This window comes from Caulobacter henricii (genome assembly GCF_001414055.1).
GTDB lineage: Bacteria > Pseudomonadota > Alphaproteobacteria > Caulobacterales > Caulobacteraceae > Caulobacter > Caulobacter henricii.
Genome location: NZ_CP013002.1, coordinates 439091 through 455618 on the forward strand (window position 1 = coordinate 439091; position 16528 = coordinate 455618).

General features: G+C 64.2%; 14 protein-coding genes. 11 read left to right on the forward strand and 3 right to left on the reverse strand.

The window, feature by feature from the left end:
- Positions 1 to 38: 38 nt before the first annotated feature.
- From AQ619_RS02130 to AQ619_RS02175, 10 genes are all read left to right on the forward strand, one after another.
- Positions 39 to 2327, forward strand: a complete 2289-nt coding sequence (locus tag AQ619_RS02130) for a chemotaxis protein CheA (protein WP_062143610.1) — start codon at positions 39 to 41, stop codon at positions 2325 to 2327.
- A gap of 3 nt (positions 2328 to 2330) precedes the next feature.
- Positions 2331 to 2798: a chemotaxis protein CheW gene (locus AQ619_RS02135; protein ID WP_062143613.1), complete on the forward strand. Its 468-nt coding sequence runs from the start codon at positions 2331 to 2333 to the stop codon at positions 2796 to 2798.
- Entirely contained in the window at positions 2798 to 3676 is an 879-nt protein-coding gene (locus AQ619_RS02140) for a CheR family methyltransferase (RefSeq protein WP_062143616.1), read from the forward strand. Before AQ619_RS02135 ends, AQ619_RS02140 begins: the two co-directional genes overlap by 1 nt.
- On the forward strand, positions 3676 to 4704 hold the full coding sequence (locus AQ619_RS02145) for a protein-glutamate methylesterase/protein-glutamine glutaminase (protein ID WP_062143619.1): 1029 nt from the start codon (positions 3676 to 3678) through the stop codon (positions 4702 to 4704). The genes AQ619_RS02140 and AQ619_RS02145 overlap by 1 nt, the downstream gene beginning before the upstream one ends.
- Before the next feature lie 4 nt (positions 4705 to 4708).
- Positions 4709 to 5098, forward strand: a complete 390-nt coding sequence (locus AQ619_RS02150; protein ID WP_019847929.1) for a response regulator — start codon at positions 4709 to 4711, stop codon at positions 5096 to 5098.
- Positions 5095 to 5658 (forward strand): chemotaxis protein CheD, encoded by a 564-nt coding sequence (locus AQ619_RS02155; protein ID WP_062143621.1) that lies wholly within the window; start codon positions 5095 to 5097, stop codon positions 5656 to 5658. Before AQ619_RS02150 ends, AQ619_RS02155 begins: the two co-directional genes overlap by 4 nt.
- 5 nt (positions 5659 to 5663) lie before the next feature.
- Positions 5664 to 6050 (forward strand): hypothetical protein, encoded by a 387-nt coding sequence (locus AQ619_RS02160; RefSeq protein WP_062143624.1) that lies wholly within the window; start codon positions 5664 to 5666, stop codon positions 6048 to 6050.
- A gap of 9 nt (positions 6051 to 6059) precedes the next feature.
- Entirely contained in the window at positions 6060 to 6659 is a 600-nt protein-coding gene (locus AQ619_RS02165; protein ID WP_062143627.1) for a response regulator, read from the forward strand.
- Positions 6656 to 7114: a hypothetical protein gene (locus tag AQ619_RS02170; RefSeq protein ID WP_062143629.1), complete on the forward strand. Its 459-nt coding sequence runs from the start codon at positions 6656 to 6658 to the stop codon at positions 7112 to 7114. The genes AQ619_RS02165 and AQ619_RS02170 overlap by 4 nt, the downstream gene beginning before the upstream one ends.
- A gap of 360 nt (positions 7115 to 7474) precedes the next feature.
- Positions 7475 to 10477 (forward strand): TonB-dependent receptor, encoded by a 3003-nt coding sequence (locus tag AQ619_RS02175; protein ID WP_062143632.1) that lies wholly within the window; start codon positions 7475 to 7477, stop codon positions 10475 to 10477.
- 64 nt (positions 10478 to 10541) lie between these two features.
- Here the strand turns inward: AQ619_RS02175 and nagA are convergent, their stop codons facing one another.
- From nagA to AQ619_RS02190, 3 genes are read right to left on the reverse strand one after another with little or no spacing between them, the layout of a single operon-like run.
- Positions 10542 to 11678, reverse strand: a complete 1137-nt coding sequence (gene nagA / locus AQ619_RS02180) for an N-acetylglucosamine-6-phosphate deacetylase (RefSeq protein ID WP_062143634.1) — start codon at positions 11676 to 11678, stop codon at positions 10542 to 10544.
- On the reverse strand, positions 11678 to 12754 hold the full coding sequence (locus tag AQ619_RS02185; protein WP_062143637.1) for an SIS domain-containing protein: 1077 nt from the start codon (positions 12752 to 12754) through the stop codon (positions 11678 to 11680). Before AQ619_RS02185 ends, nagA begins: the two co-directional genes overlap by 1 nt.
- Positions 12755 to 12767: 13 nt before the next feature.
- A complete protein-coding gene (locus tag AQ619_RS02190; protein WP_062143640.1) occupies positions 12768 to 13511 on the reverse strand; it encodes a GntR family transcriptional regulator in 744 nt (247 codons plus the stop codon).
- Between the two features lie 275 nt (positions 13512 to 13786).
- On the opposite strand from AQ619_RS02190, the gene AQ619_RS02195 reads away from it, so the two are divergent.
- A complete protein-coding gene (locus tag AQ619_RS02195; RefSeq protein WP_236849519.1) occupies positions 13787 to 16438 on the forward strand; it encodes a TonB-dependent receptor in 2652 nt (883 codons plus the stop codon).
- The last annotated feature ends 90 nt before the right edge of the window (positions 16439 to 16528 follow it).

A 16528-nucleotide genomic window follows, 5' to 3' on the forward strand; every position in this document is an offset into this window, starting at 1 on the left:
GCAATTCGACGTCTGGAACTCTCTAAGGAACTGCCGGAATGGACGAGCTAGAGGCCATCAAGGTCACCTTCTTTCAGGAATGCGAGGAACTGCTCGCCGACCTCGAAGGCGGGCTCCTGGCCATGCAGGAGGGCATTGGCGACATTGAGACCGTCAATGCTGTCTTCCGGGCTGTGCATTCGATCAAGGGCGGCGCCGGTGCCTTCGGCCTCGAGCCGCTGGTGCGTTTCGCGCACGTGTTCGAGACCCTTCTCGACGCCGTTCGGTCCAATGAAGTTCCAAATACAGTTGAGCTGGCTGCGGTCATGCTTCGCGCGTCCGACGTGCTGGCCGACCATGTCAGTGCGGCGCGCGGCCTTGGGGATGTCGACATGGCGGCTTCAGCCGCGATGGCCGCCGAACTGAAGACCTGGACCGATCCCTCTGCCGCACCTGCGCCGGCTGCGCCGGTGGCCGAGGCGGTCGAAACCGTCGCCGCGACCGTTGCTGCTGCGGCGCCGACCCCGGCTCCTGCGGCGACGTCCGATGACCTGGACGACGATGACCTGGGCTTCGACTTCCAGCCGATGACCATTACGGTCGACGAGCAGGCGGCCGATGCCGAACTGATCCCGTCCCATATCTGGACGGTGTCGATCCGGCCCAAGTCGGACCTCTATCGCAAGGCCAATGAAACCGCACTGCTCCTGCGCGAGCTGAGCCGGCTGGGCCCGATCGTGGCGACCATGGACGAGAGCGCGCTGCCGCCACTCGAGTTCCTCGATGTCGAAGCCGCCTATGTGACCTGGAGCGTCCGCGTCGAGACCGACCATGGCGAAGAGGCGATTCGCGAAGTCTTCGAATTCGTGGATGGCGACTGCGATCTTGAAATCGTTCGCGGCGAGGCGCCGGTTGAGGCTGCTCTTGCGAACCTGCTGAACGCCATTGATCCACCGGCTGCAGCGCCTGCGCCGCCGCCGGCCGAAATGCCCCCCGTGGCTGAAGTCGCGCCGGCACCGGTCGAGGCACCCACCGAAGCAGCTCCGCCTGTTCAGGCCGCGCCGGCTGCTGCTGCCGTGGCGGCTGCGCCTGCCGCCGCGCCGGTCAAGGCCACCCAGGTTGACGTCCCCGGTCCGGGCCAGTCGGTCATTCGTGTCGATCCCGAGCGGATCGACCGCCTGATCGACCTGGTCGGCGAACTGGTCATCAACCAGGCCATGCTGGCGCAACGCGTCGGCGAGTACGGCATCGCCCCGTCTTCCAATCTGGCCATGGGTCTGGATGAGCTGGAACAGCTCACGCGAGAGATCCAGGACAGCGTGATGGCCATCCGCGCCCAGCCGGTGAAATCGGTGTTCCAGCGCATGCCGCGTCTGGTGCGTGAAGTCGCCAACATGACGGGCAAGCAGGCCCGTCTGGTCATGGACGGTGAAAACACCGAGGTCGACAAGACGGTCATCGAGCGTCTGTCTGACCCGATCACCCACATGCTGCGCAACGCCATCGACCACGGGCTGGAAAGCCCTGAGGAACGCAAGGCGGCCGGCAAGAATCCAGAAGGCGTTGTGCGCCTCGCCGCCCTGCATCGCAGCGGCCGGATCGTCATCGAGGTCCAGGACGACGGCAAGGGCATCAACCGCGAACGCGTACTGTCGATCGCCGTCAAGAAGGGCCTGATTTCGCCCGACCTTCAGTTGACGGACGAGGAGATCGACAACCTGATCTTCCTGCCGGGCTTCTCGACGGCCGACAAGATCTCCGACGTGTCCGGCCGCGGCGTCGGCATGGACGTGGTCAAGCGCTCGGTCCAGGCGCTGGGCGGCCGCATCTCGATTGCCTCGCGACCCGGTCTGGGCTCGACCTTCACCCTCAGCCTGCCTCTCACGCTCGCCGTGCTCGACGGCATGGTGGTCGATGTGGCGGGAGAAACCCTGGTCGTTCCGCTCGCCGCGATCGTCGAGAGCCTGCGTCCGAAGCCGGAAGAGGTACGCCCTCTGGGCCCTGTCGGCTCCGTGCTGGCCGTTCGCGACAGCTTCGTGCCGCTGATCGATGTCGGCCTGACCCTGGGCTATCGCACCACCTCGCCGTCGCCGACCGAAGGCGTGGTGCTGCTGGTCGAGGGCGAGGACGGCTCGCGCGCCGCCCTGGTCGCCGATGCCATCCATGGCCAGCGTCAGGTCGTGATCAAGTCCCTGGAGCAGAACTACCAGCAGGTCGAAGGTGTCGCTGCCGCGACGATCCTGGGCGATGGCCGCGTGGCCCTCATCCTCGACGTCGATGCCGTGATCAATCTTCGCCGCCGTGAATCGCCCCGTCCCGTCGAACCCACACTCATAGCCGCGGAGTAAGTCATGTTCGACCCAACTACCGTCGCGAGTACGGAACGCCGGGAACTGATCTCCTTCCGGGTCGGCGACCAGGAATACTGCGTCAACATCATGGCTGTGCGCGAGATCCGTGGCTGGAGCCCAGCGACGGCGCTGCCCCAGACCCCCGGCTATATGCGGGGCGTGATCAATCTGCGCGGGGCTGTCCTGCCGATCATGGACCTGGCCGCTCGGCTGGGCATGCCCATGGTCGAGCCGAACGTCCGCAGCGTGTTCATTGTCGTTCAGGCGGGTGATCGAACCGTCGGCCTGCTGGTCGATGCGGTGTCGGACATCCTCTCGATCAATGACGACATGGTTCAGCCCACCCCGGACGTGGCTTGCGACACTGTTCGCAGCTTCGTTCGTGGCATCATTTCGATCGAAGATCGCATGATCAGCGAAATTTCCCTCGACCGTATCCTCCCCGAACGCGAGGCCCTGGCCGCCTGATGACCCCAGCCTCAACAGCAGAACGTCGCGAGGCCATCGTCGATGGCGAGTTCGCGTTCACCAATCAGGATTTCAAGAAGATCGCCGCCCTGCTCTACGGGCAGGCCGGGATCAGCCTGCCTGAAACCAAGGCGACCCTGGTCTATTCGCGCCTGGCCAAGCGGCTCCGCGCCCTGGGGATGAAGACCTTCACGGAATACTGCAACTTCGTGGCGCTCGAGAGCAGCATCGACGAGCAGCAGGAAATGCTGCGGGCCCTGACCACCAATGTCACCCGCTTCTTCCGCGAGCCGCACCATTTTGATGACCTGCGCGCCAATATCCTGGAGCCGATGGCCGACAAGGTCCGCTCCGGCGGACGCCTGCGCCTGTGGTCAGCCGCCAGCTCGTCCGGCCAGGAGCCCTATTCGATGGCCTTTACGGTCCTGTCGGTGTGGCCCAATGCCGCCGACCTGGACATCCGCATCTTGGGAACGGACATCGATACCAACGTCCTGGCGACCGGCCGCGCCGCCGTCTATGACGAGAGCCTGCTGGAAGGCATTCCGGCCAATGCCCGCAACCAGTATTTCGAGCGGGACGCGAGTGATCGACGGGCCTGGCGCGTGTGCGAAGCTGCGCGCAGCCTGGTGGCCTTCCGCGAGCTGAACCTCAATGGCCCCAGCTGGCCGATGAAGGGACCGTTCGACGCGATCTTCTGCCGCAATGTCGTGATTTATTTCGACGAGCCGACCCAGGAGCGTGTGTGGAACCGCTTCGCGCCGCTTCTGGTGCCGGGTGGCAAGCTCTATGTCGGACACTCAGAACGGGTAGGGTCCTCGATCACCGCCTTTGAAAGCGCTGGGCTCACGGCCTATCGCAAGGTGGGAGGTCGCTGATGGCCAAGATTCGCGTTCTCGTCGTTGACGACTCCGCCACCATGCGGAGCCTGATCACAGCAGCCCTCAACCGGGATCCGGACATCGAGGTCTGCGGCGCCGCCGGCGATCCCTTCGAGGCCCGGGGCATGATCAAGGCCCTCAATCCCGATGTCGTCACGCTCGATATCGAGATGCCGAACATGAACGGCATCGAGTTCCTCGAGAAGATCATGCGCCTCCGGCCCATGCCGGTGGTGATGGTCTCGACCCTGACCCAGGCCGGGGCGGAGATGACCCTCCGAGCTCTGGAATTGGGTGCCATCGATTGCGTCGCCAAGCCGGCCGACGCCCTGGGTACCCAGGATGCGCTGAACGAGATCGTCGTGAAGGTGAAGACCGCGGCCCGCGCTTCAGTGCGGACCAAGGCCGATGCCGCACCGGCGGCGGTGCGGACCAAGAGCTACATGCCGTCCGGCGACATCGTGGCCATCGGCTCCTCCACCGGTGGTGTCGAGGCGCTCCTGGCGATCCTGACGATGTTCCCGGACACCTGTCCTCCGACGGTCATCACCCAGCACATGCCGGCGACCTTTACGGCCAGCTTCGCGGCGCGTTTGGACCGCGCCAGCGGCGCCCGGGTCCAGGAGGCCTCCGAAGGCGCCCTGCTCGAGCCGGGCAAGGTCTATGTCGCTCCAGGCGGTGCCGCGCATCTGGAAGTGGTGCGTTCGGGTGGACTGCGCTGCCGTCTGGTCCCAGCGGATCCGGTCAGCGGCCACCGTCCATCGGTGGACGTCCTTTTCAACTCGGTGGCCAAGGCCGTCGGCGACAAGGCGGTGGGCGCGATCCTGACCGGCATGGGCCGCGACGGTGCCCAGGGGCTACTGGCCCTGCGCAAGGCCGGTGCCAAGACCCTCGGACAGGACGAGCAGAGCTGTGTCGTTTACGGCATGCCCCGCGCGGCCTTTGAAATCGGTGCCGTGGAGAAGCAGGTTTCCCTGTCCTCCATGGGCCAATCTATCCTCGATCTGGCCTCCGCGAGGCGATGAACCCATGCCCCAAGCAAGCTCCATTTCCGTTCTCGTCGTCGATGACCAGCTGACCATGCGGGCCCTGATCCGCAATGCGCTTCAGCAAATCGGGTTCAAGGACATCCGTGAGGCACCCGATGGTGAGGAGGCTCTGAAGAACCTCCTGGCCAAGCCGGCAAACCTGGTCATTTCAGATTTCAACATGCCCAAGATGGACGGGTTGGCATTGCTCCGCGCCGTTCGCTCGCACCCCCCCATTCGGCAGACAGCCTTTGTCATGCTGACGGGCCGGGCCGACCGTGAACTGGTGCAGAGGGCCGTGCAGTTCGGCGTCAACAACTACTGCGTGAAGCCGTTCACCGTTCAGGGCCTCAAGGAGAAGATCGAACAGGTCTTCGGGCAGCTCACATGACGTTTGCACCATCTGATGATCTGGAACGGGCCATCAAGGTCCACGTGACGCAAGGCGAAAGCCACGTGTCATCAGACCCCAATGTGGTGATGACCACGGTGCTCGGATCCTGCATCGCCGCCTGTATCCGCGATCCGCAAGCGGGCATTGGCGGCATGAACCACTTCCTGCTGCCTGACGCTGGCGACGGTCGCAAGGATGGCGACGCCGTGCGCTATGGTGCCTATGCCATGGAGCTGTTGATCAATGGTCTCCTGAAGCGCGGTGCCCGGCGCGAGCGGATGGAAGCCAAGATCTTCGGTGGCGGAAAGCTGTTTGACGGCCTTTCGGACGTCGGGGCCAGCAATGCCGCCTTCGCCGAACGCTTCCTGCGCGACGAAGGCATACCGATCGTGTCTTCGAGCACGGGGGGTGTCTCGGCCCGTCGCGTGGAGTTCTGGCCGGCCTCGGGCCGTGTTCGGCAGCGTCTGGTGGCGGTCGACAACGCGCCGCAGGACGTCCGGCGCCCCGCTCCGGCACCCATGCCGGCCTCGTCTGGCGGCGATCTGGAGCTGTTCTGACCCGTATGACCCCAAAGCCGCATCTGACATCCATGATCGACCCATCGGAGTCTCTGACACCGGTGGGCGAGCTCTCGCGCCGCCTTGCGGCCGAGCTGATGTCGGCGGCGGCGGTCTGTCGCGACTGCGAGCACATCGCCGGCGACCTGGCCAAGGGCGGCGCAGCCCTGGAAAGCATCTCCAGGCTTCAGGCCCTGGACGAGCTGACCCAGCGACTACATGGCCTTTCGGATGTGCTGCAGCGTATTGGCCAGCATGCCTCCGGCGAATGGAGCATATCGATCGAACCCCTTCTCGAAGGTCTGGGCCTGGCGGATCTGGTGGTGCGTCTTCGCGCTGTCGACGAGCCGGCGGCCCAGGGCGTCGAGGCGGGCGAGCTCGACTTCTTCTAGGAGCCGTCCATGGACGTTCTCCAGCCTTCGACCCGGATCAATCTGGAGCGCGCCACGGTTCTCGTGCTCGATGACAACGGGCCGTCGCTCGATATCCTTTCCCAGGTCGTGTCCGGGTTCGGCGTCAAGCAGCTGTTTCGGGCGGAGTCGGTCAAGGAAGCCCAGACCCTTGTCGGCACCAAGACCTTTGATCTGATCATCAGCGACGTCCAGATGCCGGACGTTGACGGGATCGAGTTCATCAACTGGCTTCGTCGAGAGGCCCAGGAAACCAATCGCTATGTCCCGGTCATCCTGGTGACGGGCCACACCCGCACCACGGACATCCTCCGCACCCGCGATGCCGGCGCAAATTTCACGGTGGCCAAGCCGATCACGCCGAAGGTCCTGCTGGAGCGGATCTTCTGGGTGGCGCGAGAAGAGCGGGCCTTTATCGAGTGCGAGACCTTCGTCGGGCCCGACCGACGGTTCAAGTATGAAGGGCCGCCCATCGGGATGGATGGCCGGCGACGCGACGACCTGCCTGCCGAGGTCGGTGACGCCCAGGAAGCCAACATGTCCCAAGACGAAATCAATAGTCTGATGAAGGTCGCGAAGGTGCAGATATGACCGTCGCTCGCAAGTTTCACCCTACCAATCGTCTCGCCAAGCTGATCAAGACCAAGGGCGGAATGTTGGTCAGGGACGCGATCATCGCCGCCGAGGAGGGGGTCGAAGGGCTGCGCGAGGCCTCGCTCGTCGTCCTGGACGAAACCCTGGCGGAAATCGAACTCCGTTTCGGCGCGTCGGCCAGCAACCGGCAGGCCGAACGCTTCGAGGACCTCTACAGGCTGACCATGCGCCTGATTGACGTCAGCACTTTCGTGTCCGACGCCGGCGTGGATCAGGCTGCGGTGTCGCTCGCCGGCGTTGCTGACCATTGCGCCGAAGTCGGTGCCTGGCGCTGGAACGCCATCGACGTGCATCTGGACGCCCTGCGGCTGCTGCGTTCGGTCGGTGCCGAACTGCCGGCCGCCGACCGTCAGGCCATGATCGACGGTCTCTATAGGGTCAGCCACCGCTAGGGTCCTGACCGTCCCGATCGCGGCTGCCTAGCGATCAGAAACGACGCGAGCGGGACGATCTTTCAGCCTCCTGTACCTCGCCGCGCGCAGCAGGCTGGGCTGCGGGTTCTGCAACGATGTGTCGCAAAAGCCACGCAAACGACATCTCCAGCCCATCGCGACAATCTCGTCTTGTCGCCAGAACAACGGTTTGTTACCCCTTTGCCACCGGTGTCAGCCCCAGGGACATTTGTGCGTCCAAGTCTGACACCGGTGTCAAAAACACAGACGGCCAAGAACGGACCGCGCGGGAAGGAAGCGCGATCCAATTCGAAGCCGGGCGGCGTTCAGCGCCGTTTCCGTCGAACGGGAGGAGGATACATGTCTAAGAATTCTGCGGGGCGCCTCGACGTCCTGAAGCTTGGCGTCTCGATGGGTGCCCTGGCCATGGCCATGACCCTGGCCGGCACCGCTACAGCCCAGACGGCACCGGCCCAGGCAGACGATGCCGCGGTTGAGGAGATCGTCGTCACCGGCTTCCGTGCCAGCCTTGCCAATGCGCTCGACACGAAGCGCCGCGAAAACGACATGGTCGACGTCATCAAGGCGACCGATATCGCCGACTTCCCCGACCTGAACCTGGCAGAATCCCTGCAGCGCATCCCCGGTGTCTCGATCGACCGTGACGGCGGCGAAGGCCGCACCATCACGGTGCGGGGTCTGAACGCCGACTTCACCGTCGTGCGCCTCAACGGCCTGGAAGCCCTGGCCACCACGGGCGGCAAGGACGGCTCCGGCGGCGCCAACCGCAGCCGTCAGTTCGACTTCAGCATCTTCGCCTCGGAACTGTTCAACAGCGTCACCGTCCGCAAGTCGACCTCGGCGGCCAATGAAGAAGGCTCGCTGGGCGCGATCATCGATCTGCAAGCGGCCCGTCCGTTCGACTTCAACAAGTTCACGATGAGCGCAGGGGCCAAGTACGGCTGGAACGACCTGTCGCGAAACAGTGACCCGCGCTACACCTTCCTGATCAGCAACACTTGGAACGACGGCAAGTTCGGTGCCCTGCTGTCGGTGGCCTATGCCAAGCGCAGTACGCTTGAAGAAGGCTCCTCGACCGGCCGCTGGGAAAACCCCAGTGTCCGCTTCAATTCCTCGACCGCCTTCCCCTGCACGGGCACGGCCTATAACCCGGTCAGTGGCCCGGCCCTGACCTGCGGCCAGATCGGCACCGTTACGGGCGGTACCAATCCGACCGTGACAGCGGCCACCGGTACCGCCAACAACCTCTGGCACCCGCGGATTCCGCGCTACGGCCGGCTCGAGTACAATCAGAAGCGTCTGGGCGTGACCGGTTCGCTGCAATGGCGTCCGACCGACAACTCGACCCTGACCCTGGATACCCTGTTCGCGGACTTCACCAACGACCGCGACGAGACCTATCTGGAAATCATCTCGTTCAGCCGCAGTGGCCAGGGCCTGCCCCAAACCGACGTCGTCAACTTCACGGCGGACGCCAAGGGTCACCTGATCAAGGGCACGTTCGATGACGTCGATGCCCGCGTGGAGTATCGCCACGACGACCTGAACACCGAGTTCTTCCAGAACGTCCTGACCTACGACACCAAGATCGGTGACAAGGGCAAGCTGGTCGTGACCTATGGTCAGGCCCGTTCGATCCAGAACAACCCGGTCCAGACCACCTTCTCGTTCGAACGCTATAACAGCGACGGCTACAGCTACGACTATTCGAACGACCCGCGTCTGCCGTCGTTCAACTATGGCTTCGATCCGACCAACCCGGCCAACTACCAGTACAGCAACAGCTCGGCTCTCGGTGATCCGTCGCTGCTGCGCATGCGTCCCAGCAAGGCGGTCAACACCTTCAAGACCTTCCGGTTTGACTTCGACTATCAGGTCGCCGACTGGCTCAAGGTTCGTACTGGTGCGACGTTCAAGGAATACGGCTTCAACTCCTGGGAAAAGCGCAACTTCTCGCGCGTGATCCCGGGCGGCACCGGCTTCGTCGCTGAAGCGGCATTCCCGCTGCCGGCCGGCGTTACGGTGGCTGACGTTTCACGCCTGATCACCGGCTTCGGTCGCGGCCTCGACATGCCGGCCGGCACGCCGACGTCCTGGATTGCGCCGGACCTCGACAAGCTGAAGACCGTTCTTGGCTATGACTGCAACTGCATCAACAATAACGGCGACTTCCGCCTCAGCACGCTGAACCAACTGGGCGCGCTGCGGGAAATCGCCGAGAAGGACACGTCCTACTACCTGCAGGGCGACTTCGACCGCGACATCGGCTCTATCCCGGTCCGCGGCAATATCGGCGTGCGCTGGGTCAAGACCGAGCAGAACGCCCTGGGTCACTACAACACCGGCAGCACCACGGTGGCCACCGTGACGCCGGTCGGTACGCTCTCGCAAACGGTTCCGACCGATGCGTTCCAGACCACGTCGCGCAGCTACACCAACACCCTGCCGTCGATGAACCTTTCGGCCCAGCCGATGGAGAACTTCTTCGTGCGCTTCGCGGCCGCCAAGGTCATGACGCGTCCGCAGTTGCAGAACCTGACCCCGGGTTTCACGGCCAACAGCCAGTCGGCCCAGACCCTGACCCGTGGCAACCCGAACCTGAACCCGATGTTGGCCAACAACCTCGACCTCGGCTTCGAGTGGTATCCGGATCGGGAAACCCTGTTCTCGCTGGGCCTGTTCCAGAAGGACATCAAGTCCTTCATCCAGACCACGGCGGTCGCGGTTCCCTATTCGGAAACCGGTCTTCCCAACAATCTGCTGACCAACGGCAATACGCCGGACACCCTGTTCACGGTGACCTCGCAGCAGAATACCAAGGGCGGCAAGCTGAAGGGTTACGAGATCAGCCTGCAGCGTCCGTTCACCTTCCTGCCGGCACCGTTTGACGGCTTTGGCGGCATCGTGAACTACACGCGCGTCAAGAGTGACATCGAGTACGTGATCTCCAACCCGACCTTCGGCGGCACTCCCCGGGTGCAGCTGACCCCGGCGGTGATGGTCACCCAGCCCCTGCTGAACCTGTCGCCGGAAGCCTATAACGGCACGCTCTATTACGAGAAGGCGGGCTTCAAGGCACGCGTCTCGGCTTCCTACCGTGACCCGTACCTGATCCAGGTTGCCCCTTCGGCGACCAACAACAACGACGTTCGGATCAAGCAGAAGACCCTGAACGTCGACACCCAGGTCAGCTACGAGTTCAAGAACTTCACCATCACCCTGGAAGGTATCAACCTGACCGACCAGTTTGACAGCAAGGTGGACGACTCGGTCCGTCAGATCTCGGAAGAGTATGTGCACTTCGGCCGCCAGTACTATCTGGGCGTGAAGTACAAGTTCTAGTCCTCAGCCCAGGCTGGAGACGGGAGGGCGTCGGCGAAAGCCGGCGCCCTTTTCGTTTCGGCGGTCAGGCGACGAGGCCGTCGATCCAGGTGGCCTGGACCTGCAGGGCGTCATCCAGCAGAACGAGGTCGGCGGCCTGGCCGACGGCAATGCGGCCGCGCTGGGCCGACAGGCCCAGGAAGGCTGCCGGAGCGGTCGCGGCCATGGTCACGGCGTCCCCGAGCGACAGGCCGAGCATGGCCATGGCGTTGCGCACCGCGCCGGCCATGTCGAGGTCGGATCCGGCCAAGGTGCCATGCGCATCGACGCAGACGCCGTCGACAACATGGATTTGGCGGCCCTGCAGGTCGAAGCTCTTGTCGATCATGCCCACGGTCGGCATGGCATCCGTGACCAGCATGAAGCGGTCCAGCGGCCGGGTGCGCAGGGCGATGCGCAGCACCGCAGGATCCACGTGGCGACCGTCAACAATCAGGCCGCACCAGGCTGTCTGGCTCTCCAGCGCTGCGCCGACCACGCCAGGTTCCCGACTGGTCAGGGGCGACATGGCATTGAAAAGGTGGGTAAAGCCGGTCAGGCCGGCCGCCAGGGCCCTGCGCATGGTGCCATAGGCCGCGTTGGTATGGCCTGCAGCAACGATGACCCCGGCATCTGTCAGCTGACGGACCATGTCCGGCGTCGTGGTTTCCGGTGCCAGGGTCACCAGGGTCTTGCCCGCCTTCAGCGAGCCCAGAAGAGCCAGGGCGGCATCATCGATGACCCGGAACTTGCCGGCATCGTGGATACCCTTGCGCTTGGCGTTGAGGAACGGGCCCTCGATATGGATTCCCAGCACCCCCGGCACGCCGGCCGCGATGGCGGCTTCGGTCGCGCGCATGGCCTGGTCCACGACGGAAAGGTCGTCACTGATCAGGGTGGGCAGGAAACCCGTGGTGCCGAAGGGACGGTGAGCGGCCCCGATTGCGGCAATGGTCTCCGCCGTCGGGGCGTCATTGAACAGCACACCGCCGCCGCCATTCACCTGGGTGTCGATGAAGCCGGGGACCAGCCATCCACCCCGCAGGTCGTGGACTGACGCATCGGCGGGCAACTCGGCGGCATCGACCAGAGCGGCGATCCTGCCGTTCTCGATCAACAGGCCCTTGCCGTCGACGACGCCGTCGTCCGTCAGGATGCGGCCATTTACCAGGACTGCCAGCATCAGACGGTTTCTGTCACCTTGTTGAGATGGGGCGGGCTGTCGGGGTCATAGCCGCGAGCCACCGATAGAGCATTGGCCATGCGATAGAAGCTCTGGATCATCAAGATCGGTTCGATCACCGGATGAGCGGCGATGGCCGGCAGCAGGCTGCCGCTGTCTCCGGCCCCAACCAGCAGCACATCGGCCTCACGGGCCGCCAGGCTGGCCGCCATGGCGTCGACGCTGCCCCGGCTCTCATCATTCTGGGCGAAGACCAGAACCGGGAAGCCGGACTTCACAAGCGCCATGGGGCCATGCAGCACCTCGGCGGCACTGAAGGCCTCGGCATGCAGCCCGCAGGTCTCCTTGAACTTCAGGGCCGCTTCCTGGGCAATGCCGAAGCCGACCCCGCGGCCCAGCACATAGAGATTGCGCGCCGGCGTCAGGCGCTCGACGGCGGCGGACCAGTCCAGTGCCCAGGCCCCGGCGAGGCCGGCGGGCAGGGCAGCGAGCCCTTCTGCGATATCGGTGTCGCCGGTCCAGGCCGCCACCAGCTGGGTGATGGCCGACAGGGCGGCGATGTAGGACTTGGTGGCCGCCACGCTCAGCTCGGGCCCGGCATGCAGGGGCAGGACCGCATCGACGATCTCGGCCAGGGGTGAGGCGGTGTCATTGACCAGGGCGATCGTGAAAGCACCGGCAGCCTTGGCCGCCCGGACCGAAGCCAGAAGGTCGGGACTCTTTCCCGATTGTGAGATGGCCAGATAGAGCACCCCGTCCATGTTCTGGGCGGCCGCATAGACCGAGCTGACCGAAAGGCCTGCCGACGAGGTCAGGACGCCGGTCCGGGTCTCGATCAGATATTTGGCGAAGGTGGCGGCGTGGTCCGAGCTGCCCCGGGCACAGGTCACCACGGCGCGGGGCGGATTGGCGCGCAGACGTTCTGCGATCGCCGCGACCCTGGAGGCATTGGCGGCCAGTTGGGCGGCGACGACCTGCGAAGCCTGGCCAGCCTCCTGGAACATGCGGGTCGACTCTGGCGTCAGTTGCGCCGGGGTCACGGGGGCCTGCGGTCGGGTCAAGGTCGTGGCCTCCAAGATGGGTCTTCCTTCAGGACAGGGCGTTCAGTTCAGCGACGAAGTCATAGGCGTCGCCGCGATAGTAGGATTGGGTGACTTCCACCGCCCGGCCGTCCTTCAGGAAACCCCGCCGTTCGATCAGCAGGCCGGCGTCCTTGACGGGCACGCCCAGCAGGTCGGCATGTTCTGCGTTGAACAGCACGGCGCGCAGGCGCTGCAGGGCGCGAACGGGGCGGTGGCCGGTGTTCTCGAGGGCCTCATAGAGCGAGGTCCCGACCGTTTCGGTGGAGGGCAGGGCGAAGGCGGCGACCGTCGTGTATTCCACCGCCATCGGCGCGCCATCGGCGTAGCGAATGCGGTTGAAGCGGTAGACCGGCGTGCCAGGCGACAGGCCCAGGGTCAGGGATTCCTCGGGCGTGACCGACCCTTCGCTCTTGCTGATCCATTCGCTGCGCGGCACGCGGCCGCGCGAAATCATGTCCTCGGTGAAGGACGACAGCTTGGAGAAGCTCTTTTCCACCCGGGCGGCGACAAAGGTGCCGGCCCCCTGGCGGCGGGTCAGAAGGCCCTCGCTGACCAGGCCATCCAGTGCCTTGCGCACTGTGATGCGCGAGATGCTGAACTCCTCGGCCATGTCCCGCTCTGCGGGCAGGGCGTCATCCGGGGCCAGGATCTTTTTGTGAATCGCATCCCGCAGGGCGCGCTGCAGCTGCTTGTAGAGCGGCGCGTGCTCGGCACCACCGGCATCGAGTCGGCCGATCCGTTCCGAAAACATTGTCAAATCAGCCTCCCTGAGCAAATCGCTGCCGTTGCCTGGCGATGTCGATAGCATATGACCATTTTCATACCAATAAGAACGTGGTCTGCAATTGGTTTCTTTTTGGACTTGTCATTCGATAGAAATCCGTCACAGTCTGGCTCCAAGGCCCGAGAAGTACCGCAATCTGCGGATGTCCGCAGATAATTGGTACCAAATTGGGCTTGGAGTTCGGCTCCGGGCCTAGGGCCGGCGAAAAGGGGAGAAGCCGAGTTATGAGAAGCGTTCACAAAATGATCCTGACCGCGTCCGCCAGTGCCCTGGCGGTGATGGTCGCAATGCCTGCCTTCGCGCAGCAAGCCGATACGGTCGACGAAGTTGTCGTCACCGGCATTCGGGCTTCGCTGCAAAAGGCCATCCAGCAGAAGCGTAACTCCGATCTGGTGTCGGAAGTCGTTACCGCCGAGGACATCGGCAAGTTCCCGGACAAGAACGTCGCTGACTCGCTGTCGCGCGTTTCGGGCGTCAATGTCGTCACCGGCTCGGCCGCGGCGGGTGGCTTCGGCGAGAACGAGCGCGTCAGCGTTCGCGGCACCGATCCGAACCTCAACCTGACCCTGCTCAACGGCCACAACATGGCCACCGGCGACTGGTTCGTTCTCGATCAGACCAGCGGCGGCCGCAGCTTCAACTATTCCATGCTGCCTTCGGAAGTCGTTGGCCGCATCGACATCATCAAGAGCTCGGCGGCGAACATCCCTGAGGGTGGCGTCGGTGGCACGGTTGACGTGCACACCCGCATGCCGCTGGACCTGCCCAGCCTGACCGCCAATGCCTCGGTCCAGGGCCTCTATGCGACCCGCGCTGAAAAGTGGACGCCCCAGGTATCGGGCATGGTCAGCTGGAAGAATGAAGCCGGCACCTTTGGTACCCTGGTCGGTGCCTTCTATCAGGAGCGCGAGTTCCGCCGCGATGGCCAGGAAATCCTCGGCTACACCGAGTATCAGAACTTCGCCGGCACGGGTCAGACCGTCCTGGCCCCGAACCTGATCGGCAACGCCTTCTTCCAGCAGACCCGCAAGCGCAAGGGTGCCAACTTCGTCACCCAGTGGGAGCCGAACGAGAAGCTGGAGCTGTCGGTTTCGGGCCTCTACACCAAGATGGACGCCGACAATACCAACGTGAACCGCATGGCCTGGGTCAGCAATCTGATCTCGGCCAATACGGGTCCGGCTGGTTCGGCCGGCAACGCCCTGACCTCCTACAAGATCAGCAACGGCATCCTGTCGGCAGCGACCTGGGCGGCGACCTCGCCGAACGGGACCAAGAGCCGCGGCATGGTGCAGGATGACATCTTCCGTACCGCCCACTCGACCTCGTGGGACCTGAACCTCGACGGCGTCTATCACGCCAGCGACAATCTGAAGATCAGCGGCAATATCGGCTACACCAAGGGTGAAGGCGCCACGGACGACACCGAGGCGTGGGAAACCTACTGGGAAACCGGCATGAGCTACGAGCTCGGCGCGCCGGTGACCAAGGTCAGCTATCCCGGCCTGCCGGCCGTCGGTTCGGCTGCCTATCTGAACAACTTCTACAGCTGGTCCTGGGGCGGCAAGGTCGAGAGCCCCGACGAGGAGTTCTACGCCAAGGGTGATGTCGAATACACGGTCGACAATGGGGTCCTGAAGGCCCTGCTGTTCGGTGGCCGCTACACCGACCACACCCGCGAAGTGAACTACACGGCCTATGCCTGGTCCGGTAACGGCGTCTACAGCGGCACGTCCGGTGTGGATCTGGGTACGGTGGTCGGTGCCTCGACGCCGTCCAACTATGGCGAAGACATCGGTCTCTCGGGTCAGGGCTATGTCCTGGCCGACCGCGGCAAGGTCCTGGCGGCCCTCAAGGGCAATGGCGGGCGTCAGTTCGCCTATTATCCGCCGCTCAGCTTCGCGGTGCAGGAAAAGACCCAGGCCGTCTACGCCATGGCCAAGCTCGGCAGCGATCGCTGGCGCGGTAATGTCGGCGTCCGCGCCGTCCATACCGAACAGGACACCACCCAGTATTCCGGTTCGGTCACGCCCGCGACCATCACCAACGTGTTCGGCTCGTTCGGTGCTCGCAAGGTCAATCGCGACTACTGGGACATCCTGCCCAGCGCGACCCTGGTCGTGAATGCCGATGATGATGTTGTCGTCCGTCTGTCGGCCGCCAAGGTGATGTCGCGTCCGGGCTATGCCCAGCTCGCCGGTGCCTTCAGCCTGAACGACACGGCTGTCACCGGCAGCGCCGGCGGCAACCCGGAGCTGGATCCCTTCCGCGCCTGGCAGTTCAACGCCGCCGCTGAATGGTACTATGCGCCGGAGGCCCTACTGTCGGTCGGCGTCTTCCTGCTGGACATCGACAGCTACATCACCAGCCGCACCTACAAGGAGTACCACGTCACCCAGCAGACCCAGCAGCGTCTGGGCACCGGCAAGGGTGATACCTTCACCATGACGGGTCCGATCAACGGGGACGGCGGTACCAACCGCGGCTTCGAAGTGACCCTGCAGCAGCCGATCGGCGGCGGCTTCGGCTTCATCGGCAACTATACCTATTCGGACGCCAAGACCGACCTGGGCAAGCCGATCGATGGGTCCTCGAAGCACACCTACAACCTGACGGGCTATTTCGAGAACGACCTGCTCAGCGCGCGGCTGGCCTACAGCTACCGCTCGAAGTTCAAGTCGGGCACCGATCGTGGCACCGACATGTTCCAGGACAACTTTGCGACCCTGGATGGTTCGGTCAGCGTCAACCTGAACAAGACCGTCGCCCTGACGTTCGACGCTCAGAACCTGACCAACGAGAAGCTGAAGTACTTCGTCGGCACGCCAGACGTGCCGCGGGCGATCTATGACAACGGCCGTACCTTCTACGCCGGCGTCCGCTTCAAGTTCTAAGGCCCAAAGGGACTTCCGGATTCCCTCTGGTCCGGAAGTCCCGTTCTTCTACCTCGCAGCGATTGCATCGGCGGCAGCATGGTTCAGGAT

Excerpts from the sequence above, each read along its gene's own strand:
- AQ619_RS02130 (WP_062143610.1), top strand. The coding sequence starts at position 39 with ATGGACGAGCTAGAGGCCATCAAGGTCACCTTCTTTCAGGAATGCGAG.
- AQ619_RS02135 (WP_062143613.1), top strand. The coding sequence starts at position 2,331 with ATGTTCGACCCAACTACCGTCGCGAGTACGGAACGCCGGGAACTGATC.
- AQ619_RS02140 (WP_062143616.1), top strand. The coding sequence starts at position 2,798 with ATGACCCCAGCCTCAACAGCAGAACGTCGCGAGGCCATCGTCGATGGC.
- AQ619_RS02145 (WP_062143619.1), top strand. The coding sequence starts at position 3,676 with ATGGCCAAGATTCGCGTTCTCGTCGTTGACGACTCCGCCACCATGCGG.
- AQ619_RS02150 (WP_019847929.1), top strand. The coding sequence starts at position 4,709 with ATGCCCCAAGCAAGCTCCATTTCCGTTCTCGTCGTCGATGACCAGCTG.
- AQ619_RS02155 (WP_062143621.1), top strand. The coding sequence starts at position 5,095 with ATGACGTTTGCACCATCTGATGATCTGGAACGGGCCATCAAGGTCCAC.
- AQ619_RS02160 (WP_062143624.1), top strand. The coding sequence starts at position 5,664 with ATGACCCCAAAGCCGCATCTGACATCCATGATCGACCCATCGGAGTCT.
- AQ619_RS02165 (WP_062143627.1), top strand. The coding sequence starts at position 6,060 with ATGGACGTTCTCCAGCCTTCGACCCGGATCAATCTGGAGCGCGCCACG.
- AQ619_RS02170 (WP_062143629.1), top strand. The coding sequence starts at position 6,656 with ATGACCGTCGCTCGCAAGTTTCACCCTACCAATCGTCTCGCCAAGCTG.
- AQ619_RS02175 (WP_062143632.1), top strand. The coding sequence starts at position 7,475 with ATGTCTAAGAATTCTGCGGGGCGCCTCGACGTCCTGAAGCTTGGCGTC.
- nagA (WP_062143634.1), bottom strand. The coding sequence starts at position 11,678 with ATGCTGGCAGTCCTGGTAAATGGCCGCATCCTGACGGACGACGGCGTC.
- AQ619_RS02190 (WP_062143640.1), bottom strand. The coding sequence starts at position 13,511 with ATGTTTTCGGAACGGATCGGCCGACTCGATGCCGGTGGTGCCGAGCAC.
- AQ619_RS02195 (WP_236849519.1), top strand. The coding sequence starts at position 13,787 with ATGATCCTGACCGCGTCCGCCAGTGCCCTGGCGGTGATGGTCGCAATG.